This window comes from Sorangium sp. So ce321 (assembly GCF_051530195.1).
Classification (GTDB): domain Bacteria; phylum Myxococcota_A; class Polyangia; order Polyangiales; family Polyangiaceae; genus Sorangium.
Genome location: NZ_CP150329.1, coordinates 10,638,573 through 10,651,417, shown reverse-complemented (window position 1 = coordinate 10,651,417; position 12,845 = coordinate 10,638,573). Strand labels below are relative to the sequence as shown.

Here is a 12,845-nt window from a genome sequence, read left to right as displayed (position 1 = left end):
GCGCTCCGCGGGCGAGGCGGCCTCTGGCTGGCTGTCCGCCGGCATGTCCCTGGTCGACGCGGGCGCGCCGGGCAGGAGCGCTCGCGATGCGTGCTATGCTCGCACCATGACGGCACGTACGAACGGCTTGCAGCCCCGTCCGCCCCGGAACACGGGGCCGATCGAGCTGCGGGACTTCGGCCCGACCGGCCGCCGGCTGGGGACGGAGGCCGACTGTTACGACGGCAGCCCGTGGGAGCTGCACCGCGGGGAGCTGATAGAGCAGATGGGGAGCAAGGATATCCACGGCATCGTGATGGCCCTGCTCGCCGCCCTCTTCCGCACGCACGCGCGCGAGGGGTTCACGGTGATGACGGACGTCTACTGCGACCTCAGCGACCCCGGGGGGCCGTCGCTCCGGGCGCCGGACGTGGTGGTCGTGGGCGATCTCTCGTCGCCCCGGAACGACGCTTACCGCGGCACCCCGTTGCTGGCCGTGGAGATCCGGGGGACGCAGTCGAGGCGTTACCTCGAGGAGAAGGTGAAGCTCTACCTGGAGCACGAGTGGCCGTGGGTGTGGATAGCGCACGCGGAGCGGCGAGAGCTCGAGGTCGTGCGGCCGGGGACGGCGTCGATCACCTACCGGCCGGGCGCGGACGTGCCGCTCCTGCCGGAGCTGGGCAAGCACGGCCTCGGCGCCGTGCCCGTCGCGGCGCTGTTCGAGGAGCGCGACGCGTCGCGGTTCACGGACGAGTGGGTGCAGGCGCGCACCCAGGCGCGCACCCAGGCGCGCGCGATCCTCGCGGTGCTCTCGGCGCGGGGGATCGCGGTGCCCGAGGCGGTGCAGGCGCGGGTGCTCGCGTGCGAGGAGCCGGCGGCGCTCGGGCGGTGGCTGACCAGCGCGGCCACGGCGGCGAGCGGGGCGGCGTTCGCAGCGGCGGTCGATCGAGGCTGATCCGGCGGCCGCGTCTTCCTCCGCGGCGGGCCGCGTCTTCCCCGGCTGCGTCCCCGGCGGGCTGCGTCTTCCCCCGCGGCGGGCCGCGTCTTCCTGGATCGCCCCGGGACGCCGCGCCCCACGTCACCGCGGCGGCGGCGCCGAGCTGCGGGCGCACTCGGCGGCGCGCCCGAGGAGCAGCTCGCGCTCGCGCGCGTTGCGCGTGAGCGACGCCGCGCGCTCGAACTCGGCGCGGGCCTCGCCGAGGCGGCCGAGCTTCGCGAGCAGGTCGCCGCGCACGCTCGGCAGGAGGTGGTAGTTCTCGAGCGAGCGCTCCGAGCTCAGCGCGTCGACGACGGCGAGGCCCGCGGCCGGGCCGAACGCCATCGACAGCGCCACGGCGCGGTTCAGCTCGACGACCGGCGACGGCGCGATCCGCGCGAGCGCCGCGTACAGCGCCGCGATGCGCGCCCAGTCCGTCTCCTCCGCGGCGCGCGCGCGCGCATGGCAGGCGGCGATCGCGGCCTGGAGCGCGTACGGCCCGAGCGCGCCGCCGAGCGCCCCGGCGCGCTCGAGCGCCGCGAGGCCACGGCGGATCAGGAGGTGATCCCAGCGCGCGCGGTTCTGATCCAGGAGCAGGATGGGCTCTCCCGACGGGCCGACCCGCGCCCTGGAGCGCGAGGCCTGGATCTCCATGAGCGCGACGAGGCCGTGGACCTCCGGCTCCTTCGGGACGAGCTCGGCCAGGATGCGGCCGAGGCGGAGCGCGTCCTCGCAGAGCGCGGGTCGCATCCAGTCGTCGCCGGCGGTCGCCGAGTAGCCCTCGTTGAAGACGAGGTAGATGACCTGGAGCACCGACGACAGGCGGGGCGCGAGCTCCTCCCCGCGGGGGACCTCGAAGGGGACGCGCGCCTCGGCGAGGGCGCGCTTTGCGCGGACGATGCGCTGCGCGACGGTCGGCTCCGGGACCAGGAACGCGCGCGCGATCTCCTCGGTCGTCAGGCCGCCGAGCAGGCGGAGCGTGAGCGCCACCTGCGCCTCGGTCGAGAGGACCGGGTGGCACGCCGTGAACACGAGGCGCAGGAGGTCGTCGCCGACGTCGTCGTCGAGCGCGGCGTCCAGATCCGGCGCGGCCTGCGCGCGCTGGGCCTCGATCTCGTGGCCGAGCTCCTCGTGCTTGCGCTCGAGCCGCTTGTTCCGGCGGAGCTCGTCGATCGCGCGGCGCTTCGCGGTGGCCATGAGCCACGCGCCCGGGTTGTCCGGGACCCCCGACCCCGGCCACCGCTCGAGCGCGGTGACGAGCGCGTCCTGCGCGAGCTCCTCGGCGAGGCCGACGTCGCGCACCATCCGCGCGAGCCCGGCGATGAGCCGGGCCGACTCGATCCGGAAGACCGCGTGGATCGCGCGGTGCACATCGGGGGCCGTCACGGCGACCGATCAGAGCACCTTCCTCCGCCGCCGCAAGCCCCGTCCGCCGCCGGGGCAGGCCCCCCGCCGGCGCGAGCCCCGGGCGCGCCGCGGCTACTGCTTTCCGGACGACTCCGCGCGCAGGCGCTCCTCGGTCTGCGCGCGCAGGCGCTCCTCCTGCTCCCTGAGCTCGGGCGTGAGCATGGGGCCGAAGTCGTCCGCCGTGAACACCTGGCGAATCTCGACCTCGGAGTCCTCGAGCATCGGGTTGGGGCAGCGCTTCACCCACGCGATGGCCTCTTCCTTCGACTTCACCTCCCAGATCCAGAAGCCGGCGATCAGCTCCTTGGTCTCGGCGAAGGGCCCGTCGATCACGGTCCGCTTGTCGCCCGAGAACCTGACGCGCGCGCCCTTCGCGCTCGGGTGGAGCCCGTCGCCCGCGACCATCACGCCGGCCTTGACCAGCTCCTCGTTGAACTTCCCCATCTCGGTGAGGAGCTGCTCGCTCGGCATGACGCCCGCTTCGCTGTCCTTGGTGGCCTTGATCAGGATCATGAATCGCATGGTCGTGTCTCCTTGCTTCCGGGTTGGGGTGGGCCTCGGGGGAGGCTCCGGCGGGGGTCGAACCCTGGCTTCATCGTCACGACGAACGGGGGTCGGTGGGATCGACACGCCGGGCGATCTTTTTTTGCGGCGCCTCTAAGTGACCGAAATGTTTGAAAAATTTCTGTTTGTGCGCCCGTCGCGCGGGCGAGGAGCTCAGAAGCGGCTGCGCAGCAGCGCGCCGCCGCCGCCGGGCAGGATCGCGGGCGTGAGGGCGACCGAGGTGCCCTGCGCTGGTGCGGTCAGGAGGAGCACCACGCCAGCGCCGAGCCCGACGAGCCCGACGGCGCCGAGCACGGTGCTCGTGGTGGTGAGCGTCTGACCCCGTGAGCTGAGGGACATGCCGTCATCGCTGCACCGCGAGGGGGTCGGACACTCCTCTTCGAGGTCACCCTTCGTGCCGAGCGCGAGCCCGCCCGTGACGAGGCTCACGCCCAGGGCCGCGGCGCCGACGCCGCCGATCGCGAAGGCGAGCGTGCGCCGGCCGCTGGAGGGGGGCGTCGAGGGCGCGTCCGGGGGAGGCGAGGGGGCCTGCGCCGCGGGCGGCACGGAGGCCGGGGGCGGCGCGGCGGCGGCCGGGGGCGGCTCGATGCGGACGTCCTTGCGCGCGCTCTCCGGGAGCGACACGCGCGTCTCGGTCTGCCGGCCGTCTGCCCATCTCACGACGAGCACGTGATCCCCGGGATCGACCGGGAGCTCGCTGCCGACGCTGGCCTGCGGCAGCGGGGCTCGATCGAGGAGCAGCTCCGCGGGCGCCGGCGCGCCCTGGGCGAGCTCCAGGACCAGCCTGGGCAGGCGCGGCTCGAGCGACGTGAGCTCCTGCTTGGCGGTGGGGAGGCGGGGGTCGCCGGGCTCCAGCTGCGGCAGCAGCTCCTTGAGGTGCCGCCAGGCGCTCGCCACCTGGCCGATCTCCCTCTCGCACAGGGCGAGGTTGTACAGGGTGCCGCGCGCCGGATAGGTCTCCTGGCTCTTGCGGAAGAGCGGAATCGCACGGGGGCAGTCGTGCGCCTCCGCCGCGGCGAGGCCCTGCTCGAAGAGCGCCTGTGCGTCGGCCGCCCTGGGATTGCTGGGCTGCGCGGCGGCCGCGTGGCTCATGGCGCAGACGAGGGCGAGCGACAGGACGCCACGCCCCGCAGCGGGAACTCTTGCTTGCTTCTTCAGTCCCATTTCTTCCTCGGGTCCACGGGCTGCTTCTGCGGAGTGGTCGTCTTTGACGGTATCGGCCTGGGTGAGGATGACGTCGCGGCGCTCGCACGCGGCTTCGGCGCCGGCGCCGCGGGCGATGGTGCTGGCTTCGTCGTGGGGGCGTCGGACGGGCTCGCCGTGGGCGGCGGGACGGGCGCGGGCGTCGCGGGGCCCACGGTGGGCTCCACGGTCGCCGGGCTGGGAGCGCCCGGGGACGTGGACGCGGCCTCGGGCACCGGGATGGAGGCCATGGGCGCGCTGCTGTCCGCGGGCGCGCTCGCCGTCAGCCGCCACGCGAGGGCGAACCCGGCCAGGACGAGCGCGCCGGCGGCGCCGGCGAGCAGCGCCACGCGGCTGCGCGGAGCGCGGGATCGCGTGGTGTTGCCCCAGGAGGCGTGGGGCAGCGTCCCGTGCGACGCCCCCGCCGCCTCGCTCCCGGGCGATGAGGTCATGTCCGGGCGAAACGGCATGGGGGCCGTCGTGGCCTCGGGCGCGCCGGGCGCTGCGTCCCACGAGGGCGAGGAGGTGCCGAGCGCGCCGCGCGCCCCGGAGGGAGCGCCCGCCACGGGCGGGTACCCGGCGCGGGCGGTGGCCTCGGGCAGGAGCCGGTCGATGCTCTCGAACGAGAGCCTCGCGCGCTGCGACCCGAAGGGCGCGAGCACGCGGCCGATCTCGGCCACGCTCTGGGCGCGGGCGGTCGGGTCCTTCACGAGGCACCGGCTCACGAGCGCCCCGACGGCCGGCGGCAGATCCGGACGCAGGGCCAGGATGGACGTGGGCGTATCCATCATGATGGCCGCCGTGACCGCGGTGATGCTGTCGCCCTCGAACGGGTGTCGCCCCGTGAGCATGCGATACAGGATCACGCCGAGGGCCCAGATGTCCGTGCGCACATCCGCGTATTTCAGGCTGCGAATCTGCTCGGGCGACATGTAGTGGATGGAGCCCATGATGAGGCCCGTCGCCGTCAGGCTCGCTTCCTTCACGGAGTCGCCGGTGGCGATGACCTTCGACAGGCCGAAGTCGAGGACCTTGAGGAGGGGAGTCCCGTCGGGGCGGCGGGTGAGGAACAGGTTCTTCGGCTTGAGGTCGCGGTGGATGATGCCGCGCGCGTGGGCCTCGGCGAGCGCCTCGCAGGCCTGGAGGAGGTAGTCGGCGGCCTCGACGAGCGGGAGGGGGCCGCGGGTCTGGAGCACGTGGCCGAGATCGTCGCCGGTCAGGTACTCCAGCACCATGTAGGCCGCGCCCGAGTCGAGCGTGCCGACGTCGATGACGCGCGCGATGTGCTGTCCGTCGAGCGCGGCGGCGGCGCGGGCCTCGCGGAGGAAGCGGGCGCCGGCGTCAGGGAGCGCGGCGGCCTCCGGGAGGAGGAACTTGACGGCGACCCGCCGCTCCAGGACGAGGTGCCAGGCCGCGAGCACCACACCCATACCGCCGACGCCGAGGACGCGCTCGATGCGGTACTTGCCCGCGAGGACGTCACCCGGAACGGGGACGCCGGCGGGCCCGGGTTGCTGCTGCTGCATGGTGCGAGGAGAGCGTAGCTGGGGGGTGGTGCCGAGTACAAGAGGCGGGCGGACCGCAGGGGAGGGGCGTGCCGGCGGCGCCGCGACGGCGGGCGCGGCGCCGCACCTGGACGGCGGCGGCTCCTCGCGGGGGAGCCTCGCGGCTCACCGGCGGCAGTCGCCGGTCCGAAGGGCGCGACCGGCCATCGCCACCCGGAGATCTGGAGCCGACTGACAGGACATCGTCCATCGTGCAGTCGCCTGCTTCGCTCCCGCCTCCGGGGCAGTTGAACAAGGCTTTGTGTGAGCTGTGCAGGTCGAGCCGCGAACGCCGTCTTCCACCGCCGGCTCGGCCAGCCTCGCCCCGCCTGGCCTGAGCCGACTACGGCTCGGTCCCGAGCCGCTCGGCGGCCTTCTTCTGCTGGAGCCTGTGCTTGATGGCCCCGAAGAGCACCGGCGCCACCGAGACGAAGATGATCAGGTAGACCACCCGCTCGATCTGCTTCGCGTCGAAGACCTTGCCGAGGAAGTACCCGAGAAAGGTCATCGAGAAGACCCAGAGCACGCCGCCCACCACATTGAACATCGCGAAGCGCTGGTACGCCATCTGACCCACGCCCGCCACCACCGGCGCGAACGTCCGGGCGAACGGCATGAAGCGCGCCAGGATGATCGTCTTGCCGCCGTGCTTCTCGTAGAACTTCTGCGTCGCGATCAGGTGATCCTTGCGGAACAGCAGCGACTGCTCGCGCGTGAAGATCTTCGGCCCGGCGCGCCGCCCGATCGAGAAGCCCACCGCGTCGCCGATGATCGCCATCGCCATCAACGTGACGTTCATCAGCAGCAGGTTCTGGAAGTTCGTCAGGTTGAGCGGGTTGATGAGCCCCGCGTTGACCAGCACCCCGGCGGTGACGAGCAGCGAGTCGCCAGGAAGGAAGAACCCGATGAGCAGCCCCGTCTCGGCAAAGATGATGAACATCAGGACGGGGTAGCCGCCCCACTCGAGGAGCGACTCGAGCTCCCTCAGCCTGCTGAAAAATTCACGGAGGAGTTCCACGCCCGCTCGATAGCTCACCTCGGCGGCCGCGTCGAACCCCGCGTACGCCCCGCAGCGACCCGCGCCGCCGGCGCGGGCGCGCCCGCGAGAGCGCCCGGCAGCGCCGCCGCCGGCCGAGGGAGCACCCCCGCGCGGCGGCGCCGCGCCCGCCTCGAACCCCGACGGCGAGCTCCCCGGAGAGCTCCCCGGCGCCCCGCGCGCGGCCCGGACGGCGGCCGCGCCCGCTGCTACCGCGCATACCGCGCCAGGTACTCCTTGAGGTGCAGCTTCCGCGCCGTGTTCTCGGACGACATGTAGCGCACCGTGCCGAAGATCTCCCGCTCCGGTCCCCAGGCCCGATCGTAGCGGCCGAGCACCCAGAAGATGCCCGAGTAGGAGTTCGGATCGCGGCCGTCGAGCGCATACCGGTTGTTCAGCTCGAGCATCACCTCGAGCGCCTCGCGCGGGCTCGGCGACCACTCCAGGATCTTCTTGCCCCAGAGCATCCGCAGGTAGTTGTGAATCCGCCCCTCGCGGAGGAGCTCGCCCTGCGACGCGTTCCAGATCCGGTCGTAGGTCGCGCCGGCCGCGAGCGCCTCGAGCGAATAGACGCGCGGGCGCCGGTCGCGCTCGTGCTTCTTCAGCGTCGCGAGCGCCCAGTCCGGGAGAGACTCGTACTCGGTCGGCTCGCGCTTCCAGGAGAGGCGCGGCCCGTCGCCCTCGCTCGCCCCCAGCGCGAAGGCGTTGAACCCGAGCTCCCGCCAGGTGACGAGCTGCTCGAGGAACGCCTCGGCCGCGGGGCTCAGCCCCCAGAACCCCTCGCGGCTGCCGCTCGGCCGCTTGATGCCGTCGTCCGGCCGGCCGAGCCGCTCGAGGCGGAGCCCCTCGCGCCGGGCGACCGCGGCGAAGACCTCGTGCGCCGCGAGGTGGCCGAAGTGCAGGTACGGCGACAGGCCGCTCGCCGCGCCGGCGTCGGGGTGATCGCGCTCGTCCAGGTAGCGCGGGAGCCGCTCCGAGACGAAGCGCGCGAGCTCCTTGCCGGCCGCCTCCGGGCCGCCGCGGCAGGGCGCCGGCGGGACCGCGTGATCGATGGGGAGCGCCGAGAGCGCGGCAGGGTCGCCCTCGAGCAGCGCCGGGGAGGCCGCGGGCCACCGCCGCGCGATCGCGCGGGGGAGGGGCGCCGCCGGCCGGAGCCGCGCCTTCTTCAGCGGATCAACCGCCGGGAGCGCGACGAGGTGATCGGCGATCACCCGCTGCCAGAAGATGCGGAAGGAGCGGGCGGTCGTGAACACCCGGTCGGCCGCGCGGACAGGCAAGAGGCCGTTCGAGTCGACCTGCTCCAGGCGGACCGGCGCCTGCCGCGCCGCCGAGGCGACCATCCGGGGGAGGAAGAAGCAGGGATAGTCGTCCGTCACCACCACGCACGCCCGCGCCGCGAGCGCGCCGAGCAGCCCCTTGCCGGCCCCCTCGGCCGGCTCGACGTAGGGGTGATACAGCACGCCCGCCGCCGCGAAGCGGCGCGCGTTGTCGGCCATGCCGTCGATCACGAAGCGATGGAGCCTGTCGCTCGCCCACCGGTAGCCGCACCGGAGCGCCTCCAGCACGACGAGCGGCCGATCGAGCTCCAGCGACCAGGCGATCGCGCGCTCCAGGGCGAAATTGTGGCGTGTCCGGCGATTCGCGATCATCCAGTAAAGGACGTGATCGCCGGCCTCGCGGACGGGCATCGCGTTGCGGGTGCGGAGCCGAAGCTCGGGGACGCTGCTGGAGATCACGGTTGAGCGGTGCTCTAGCACAGCGCCGCCCGGCCCGCGCACCCGCGCCCGCGCTTGCGCTGCGGTGAGGGCGGCCTCAGGTACCGGCGCAGCGGTCGGCCATCGACGCACGAGCACGACGCGCGAGGAGGGGCAACATGGCTCTCGATATCCTGAAAGAGCGGGGGATACCGCTCGATCGCCAGTCGTTCAACTGGCGTGATCTCGTCCAGGTGCCGTTCAGCAAGCTCGACGACGACGCGTTCACCCGCGTCCGCGTCATCCTGATGAACGGCATCGAGCTCGAGAGCGTGCGGTTCCTGCACAGCTTCGCGCGCATGAACCGGGATCTCCGGCGCGTGCTCGCCCAGGTGCGGCGCGTCGACCACCACCAGACCACGGTCGTCAACTGGCTCAACCCGCCGGACCAGTCGCCGCTGGAGACCACCATCGGATACGAGCAGGTCGCCATCGAGATCACCGCGCACGCGGCCCTGTCCGAGCCGGATCCGTACCTCGCGCAGGTCTATCGCTTCGGCATGCTCGAGGACTACGACCACCTCTATCGCTACTCGGCCCTCCTGGATCGCCTCGAGGGCAAGGACGCGAACAACATCCTGCAATCGTACACCGACGTGACCGTGGGTCGCCCCACCTCGGTGGAGCACCGCGCCCCCGAGGACGACGTGCGCGCGCCGTACGACCGGAAGACAGCGCACGTGATCACGAAGCTCAACGCGCTCACGATCATGGCGGCCGAGCAGCAGACGCACAACTACTACGCGAACGTCGGGCCGTTCTTCGCGGACCCGGTGGCGCGGCTGCTCTACGCCGAGATCGACTCGATCGAGGAGCAGCACGTCACCCAGTACGAGGCGATGATCGACCCCGAGGAGACATGGCTCGAGAAGTGGGTCCTCCACGAGGCCAACGAGGTCTACAACTACTGGAGCTGCCTCCAGCAGGAGCAGAACGCCCGCGTCAAGCGCATCTGGGAGCGGTTCCTCGATTACGAGCTCGGGCAGCTCCACGTGGCGATCGAGCATTTCAACCGGATCGAGGGGCGCGACGCGGCCGAGATCCTGCCCGCCTCGCTGCCGGACCCGGTGTCGCACGAGAGCCACCGCCAGTTCGTGCGCGACGTGCTCTCCAGGGAGGTGCACCTGCGCGCCGTCGGCGAGCACATCGTCGACCCGAACGTCGTCCCCGAGAGCGCCGCGACCATCGCTTACCGGCGGCAGATGAACTCCGCCGGCTCTCCTTCGGAGATCGTCGCCGCGGGCTACCGGTACACGCCGGGCACCGAGCTCTCGCGGCGAGCCGAGCAGACCGACGGACAGAAGGAGGCCACGCCATGAAGCAGATTGCGATCGGGACCAACACGACAGGGATCGCGACCTCTCCCCTCGACAGCAAGGAGCTCATCGCGGCCGCGCTGGCGGTCCCGCCGAGCTCCCCCGGGAGCGAGGCCGACGCCGCGGCGGTCAGGACCGAGTACGCAGCGGGATCGGGCACCGTCGGGAGCGTCCCGCCGCCGGCGAGCCTGAAGGGGATGGTCAAGGCGGCCGGAGAGCTCATCCAGGGCAGGCCGCCGGCGCTCCTCATCGACAAGCTCGGCGAGCGCCTCCAGTTCGAGCGCTCGGGCACGCGCCTCTACGAGGCGATGATCGCCAAGCACGACGCGGAGGGCAGCTTCGAGGGGGGCCCGACCCGCGCCGACCTCGAGGCGATCCGCGACGACGAGCTCCGGCACTTCGCGCTGCTGAAGCGCGCGATGGAGCGGCTCGGCGCCGATCCGACCGCGATGACGCCAGGGGCCGACGTGATCGGCCTGGCGTCGGCCGGCGTGCTCGCCGTCGCCGTGGAGCCGAGGATCGACTTCGGGCAGAGCCTCCAGGCGCTGCTCGTGGCGGAGCTCACCGACAACGACAGCTGGCGGATGCTGATCGACCTGGCGACGGCCTATGGCCAGGACGAGATGGCCGCCGAGTTCCGCGTGGCCGAGCAGCACGAGCTGCGCCACCTCGAGCTTGTGCGGGCGTGGATGTCGAGCAAGCTCGCGCTGGACGCCCGCGGCGCGCCCACCACCACGACACCGCAGCGAGCCGCCTGAGGGCCGCGCCGGCGGCCGCGCCCCGTCGGGGGACGGCCGCGCGCGGGCGCGGGGCGATCGGGAGCCGGACGCGCGCGGCGCCGGGCGACGCGGCCGTGGACCGGCCTCCGGGATCTCGGTATGACGCTCGGCGCGCGGGCGCGGTGCATGTGGGGTGCCGCCGGCGGCTCCGCGCCTCGGGTGAATCCATGAACCTGCCCCAGAAGCTCCGAACGCTGTTCCTGCTGCCCCTCGTCGCTCCGCTCGCCTGCGGCGGGGCCCCGGCGCAATCGCCGGCGCCGCCCCAGAAGGCCGCCTCCGCGCCGTCCCCCTCGGCCCCGGCGAACGCGGCCGCCCCGGCGGCCGCCGCCCCGGCCGCGCCGTCGAAGGCCGGGCCGCGCGCCGATGCGACGCTCGTGCCCCGGCGCCTGCTCTTCGGCAACCCGGATCGCATGTCGCCCCAGATCAGCCCCGACGGGCAGCGGCTCGGCTTCCTCGCCCCCTCCGAGGGCGTGCTCAACGTGTGGGTCGGCCCGGCCCTGGAGCCGGCGGCGGCCAGGCCGGTCACGAAGGAGAAGAGCCGCGGCGTGCGCACCTTCATGTTCCCGTACGCGAGCGACGTCGTCCTGTATCGGCAGGACAAGGGCGGGGACGAGAACTGGCACGTCTACGCCGTCGATCTCAAGACCGGGCAGATCAAGGACCTCACGCCGTTCGAGGGCATCTCCGCGACGATCGAGGGGCTGAGCCAGAAGATCCCGAACGAGGTCCTGATCGGCATGAACGACCGGGACAAGAAGCTCCACGACCTCTACCGCGTCGACGTCCGCACCGGCGAGCGCAAGCTCGTGCGGCAGAACGACGGGTTCTCCGGGTTCGTCGCCGACGACGACTTCAAGGCGCGGCTCGCGGCGCGGATGACCCCCGCCGGAGGCCAGGAGTACCTCGATCTCACCGGCAAGGAGCCGAAGCCGTTCGTCGCGTTCGGGCCCGAGGATGCGGTCACGAGCGAGGCGATCGGCTTCGACGCGACCGGCAGGACGCTCTATTTCCGGGACAGCCGCGGCCGCGACACCTCCGCGCTCGTGACGCTGGACCTCCGGACCGCGAAGCCCAAGGTGCTCGCCGAGGACGCGAAGGCCGACATCGCCGGCGCGATCGTCCACCCGAAGACGGGCAAGGTCCAGGCGGCGGCCTCCGAGCGCGAGCGCAAGCGCTGGCAGGTGCTCGACAAGAGCATCCAGCTCGACCTCGACGCCCTGCGCGCCGTCGCCGACGGCGACCTGGAGGTGCTGAGCCGCTCGCTCGACGACAGGCGCTGGACGGTCGGTTACACCGTCTCCAACGGCCCGGCGCGGTATTACCTCTACGATCGCACCACGAAGCGGGCGACGTTCCTCTTCACGAACCGGCCGGCGCTCGAGTCGGCGCCGCTCGTGAGGATGCGGCCCGTGGTCATCAAGGCGCGCGACGGCCTCGAGCTCGTGAGCTACCTGTCGCTGCCGCGCGCCGCCGACCCCGACGAGGACGGCAAGCCGGACAGGCCGCTCTCGACGGTGCTCCTCGTCCACGGCGGCCCCTGGGCGCGCAGCTCCTGGCGCCTCGACCCGATGCACCAGTGGCTCGCCAACCGCGGCTACGCCGTGCTGAGCGTCAACTTCCGGGGCTCGACGGGCTTCGGGAAGAAGTTCGTCAACGCGGGCAACCTCGAGTGGGCGGGCAAGATGCACAACGACCTGCTCGACGCGGTCGCCTGGTCGGTGGCGCAGGGCGTCGCCGACAAGGACCGCGTGGCGATCATGGGCGGCAGCTACGGCGGCTACGCGACGCTCGTCGGCCTGACCTTCACGCCCGAGACCTTCGCCTGCGGCGTCGACATCGTCGGCCCGTCGAACCTCGTGACCCTGCTCGAGTCGATCCCGCCCTACTGGGCGCCGATGCTCGAGCTCTTCGCCAAGCGGGTCGGCGACCCCCGCACCGAGGACGGCCGCGATCTCCTGCGCTCCCGCTCGCCGCTCTACTTCGCCGACCAGATCAAGCGGCCCCTCCTCATCGGCCAGGGCGCGAACGACCCGCGCGTGAAGCAGGCCGAGAGCGATCAGATCGTCAAGGCGATGACGGGCAAGGGGATCCCGGTGACGTACGTGCTGTACCCCGACGAGGGCCACGGCTTCGCCCGCCCGGAGAACTCCATGTCGTTCAACGCGATCGCGGAGACCTTCCTCGCGCAGTGCCTCGGCGGCTCGTACGAGCCGGTCGGCAACGACTTCAAGGGGTCGACCGTCACCGTGCCCGTCGGCGCCGAGGCCGTCCACGGGCTCTCCGCGGCGCTCCCCGGGCGCTGAGCTCC

General features: G+C 72.7%; 10 protein-coding genes. 4 read left to right on the top strand and 6 right to left on the bottom strand.

The window, feature by feature from the left end:
• The first annotated feature begins 106 nt into the window (after positions 1 to 106).
• Positions 107 to 934: a Uma2 family endonuclease gene (locus tag WME89_RS39385; protein ID WP_437619908.1), complete on the top strand. Its 828-nt coding sequence runs from the start codon at positions 107 to 109 to the stop codon at positions 932 to 934.
• A 123-nt stretch (positions 935 to 1,057) separates the two neighbouring features.
• Here the strand turns inward: WME89_RS39385 and WME89_RS39380 are convergent, their stop codons facing one another.
• From WME89_RS39380 to WME89_RS39355, 6 genes are all read right to left on the bottom strand, one after another.
• The gene (locus WME89_RS39380) at positions 1,058 to 2,341 is read right to left on the bottom strand and encodes an RNA polymerase sigma factor (protein WP_438004733.1); all 1,284 of its coding nucleotides are present in this window, start codon (positions 2,339 to 2,341) and stop codon (positions 1,058 to 1,060) included.
• Positions 2,342 to 2,434: 93 nt separating this feature from the next.
• Positions 2,435 to 2,884, bottom strand: a complete 450-nt coding sequence (locus WME89_RS39375) for a YciI family protein (protein WP_438004732.1) — start codon at positions 2,882 to 2,884, stop codon at positions 2,435 to 2,437.
• A 195-nt stretch (positions 2,885 to 3,079) separates the two neighbouring features.
• The gene (locus tag WME89_RS39370) at positions 3,080 to 4,090 is read right to left on the bottom strand and encodes a tetratricopeptide repeat protein (RefSeq protein ID WP_438004731.1); all 1,011 of its coding nucleotides are present in this window, start codon (positions 4,088 to 4,090) and stop codon (positions 3,080 to 3,082) included.
• On the bottom strand, positions 4,081 to 5,634 hold the full coding sequence (locus WME89_RS39365; protein WP_438004730.1) for a protein kinase domain-containing protein: 1,554 nt from the start codon (positions 5,632 to 5,634) through the stop codon (positions 4,081 to 4,083). Before WME89_RS39365 ends, WME89_RS39370 begins: the two co-directional genes overlap by 10 nt.
• Before the next feature lie 361 nt (positions 5,635 to 5,995).
• Positions 5,996 to 6,670: a VTT domain-containing protein gene (locus WME89_RS39360; protein WP_438004729.1), complete on the bottom strand. Its 675-nt coding sequence runs from the start codon at positions 6,668 to 6,670 to the stop codon at positions 5,996 to 5,998.
• A gap of 227 nt (positions 6,671 to 6,897) precedes the next feature.
• Positions 6,898 to 8,424, bottom strand: coding sequence for a deoxyribodipyrimidine photolyase (locus WME89_RS39355; RefSeq protein WP_438004728.1), 1,527 nt, complete (start codon positions 8,422 to 8,424; stop codon positions 6,898 to 6,900).
• Between the two features lie 137 nt (positions 8,425 to 8,561).
• Between WME89_RS39355 and WME89_RS39350 the strand changes: the two genes are divergently transcribed.
• The 3 genes from WME89_RS39350 to WME89_RS39340 all read left to right on the top strand — a co-directional run bounded on the left by WME89_RS39350 (position 8,562) and on the right by WME89_RS39340 (position 12,840).
• A complete protein-coding gene (locus tag WME89_RS39350) occupies positions 8,562 to 9,761 on the top strand; it encodes a hypothetical protein (RefSeq protein WP_438004727.1) in 1,200 nt (399 codons plus the stop codon).
• Positions 9,758 to 10,516 (top strand): ferritin-like domain-containing protein, encoded by a 759-nt coding sequence (locus WME89_RS39345; RefSeq protein ID WP_438004726.1) that lies wholly within the window; start codon positions 9,758 to 9,760, stop codon positions 10,514 to 10,516. Before WME89_RS39350 ends, WME89_RS39345 begins: the two co-directional genes overlap by 4 nt.
• Positions 10,517 to 10,704: 188 nt before the next feature.
• Complete coding sequence (locus tag WME89_RS39340) at positions 10,705 to 12,840, top strand: S9 family peptidase (protein ID WP_438004725.1); 2,136 nt, start codon at positions 10,705 to 10,707, stop codon at positions 12,838 to 12,840.
• The last annotated feature ends 5 nt before the right edge of the window (positions 12,841 to 12,845 follow it).

Excerpts from the sequence above, each read along its gene's own strand:
- WME89_RS39385 (WP_437619908.1), top strand. The coding sequence starts at position 107 with ATGACGGCACGTACGAACGGCTTGCAGCCCCGTCCGCCCCGGAACACG.
- WME89_RS39375 (WP_438004732.1), bottom strand. The coding sequence starts at position 2,884 with ATGCGATTCATGATCCTGATCAAGGCCACCAAGGACAGCGAAGCGGGC.
- WME89_RS39370 (WP_438004731.1), bottom strand. The coding sequence starts at position 4,090 with ATGGGACTGAAGAAGCAAGCAAGAGTTCCCGCTGCGGGGCGTGGCGTC.
- WME89_RS39365 (WP_438004730.1), bottom strand. The coding sequence starts at position 5,634 with ATGCAGCAGCAGCAACCCGGGCCCGCCGGCGTCCCCGTTCCGGGTGAC.
- WME89_RS39350 (WP_438004727.1), top strand. The coding sequence starts at position 8,562 with ATGGCTCTCGATATCCTGAAAGAGCGGGGGATACCGCTCGATCGCCAG.
- WME89_RS39345 (WP_438004726.1), top strand. The coding sequence starts at position 9,758 with ATGAAGCAGATTGCGATCGGGACCAACACGACAGGGATCGCGACCTCT.
- WME89_RS39340 (WP_438004725.1), top strand. The coding sequence starts at position 10,705 with ATGAACCTGCCCCAGAAGCTCCGAACGCTGTTCCTGCTGCCCCTCGTC.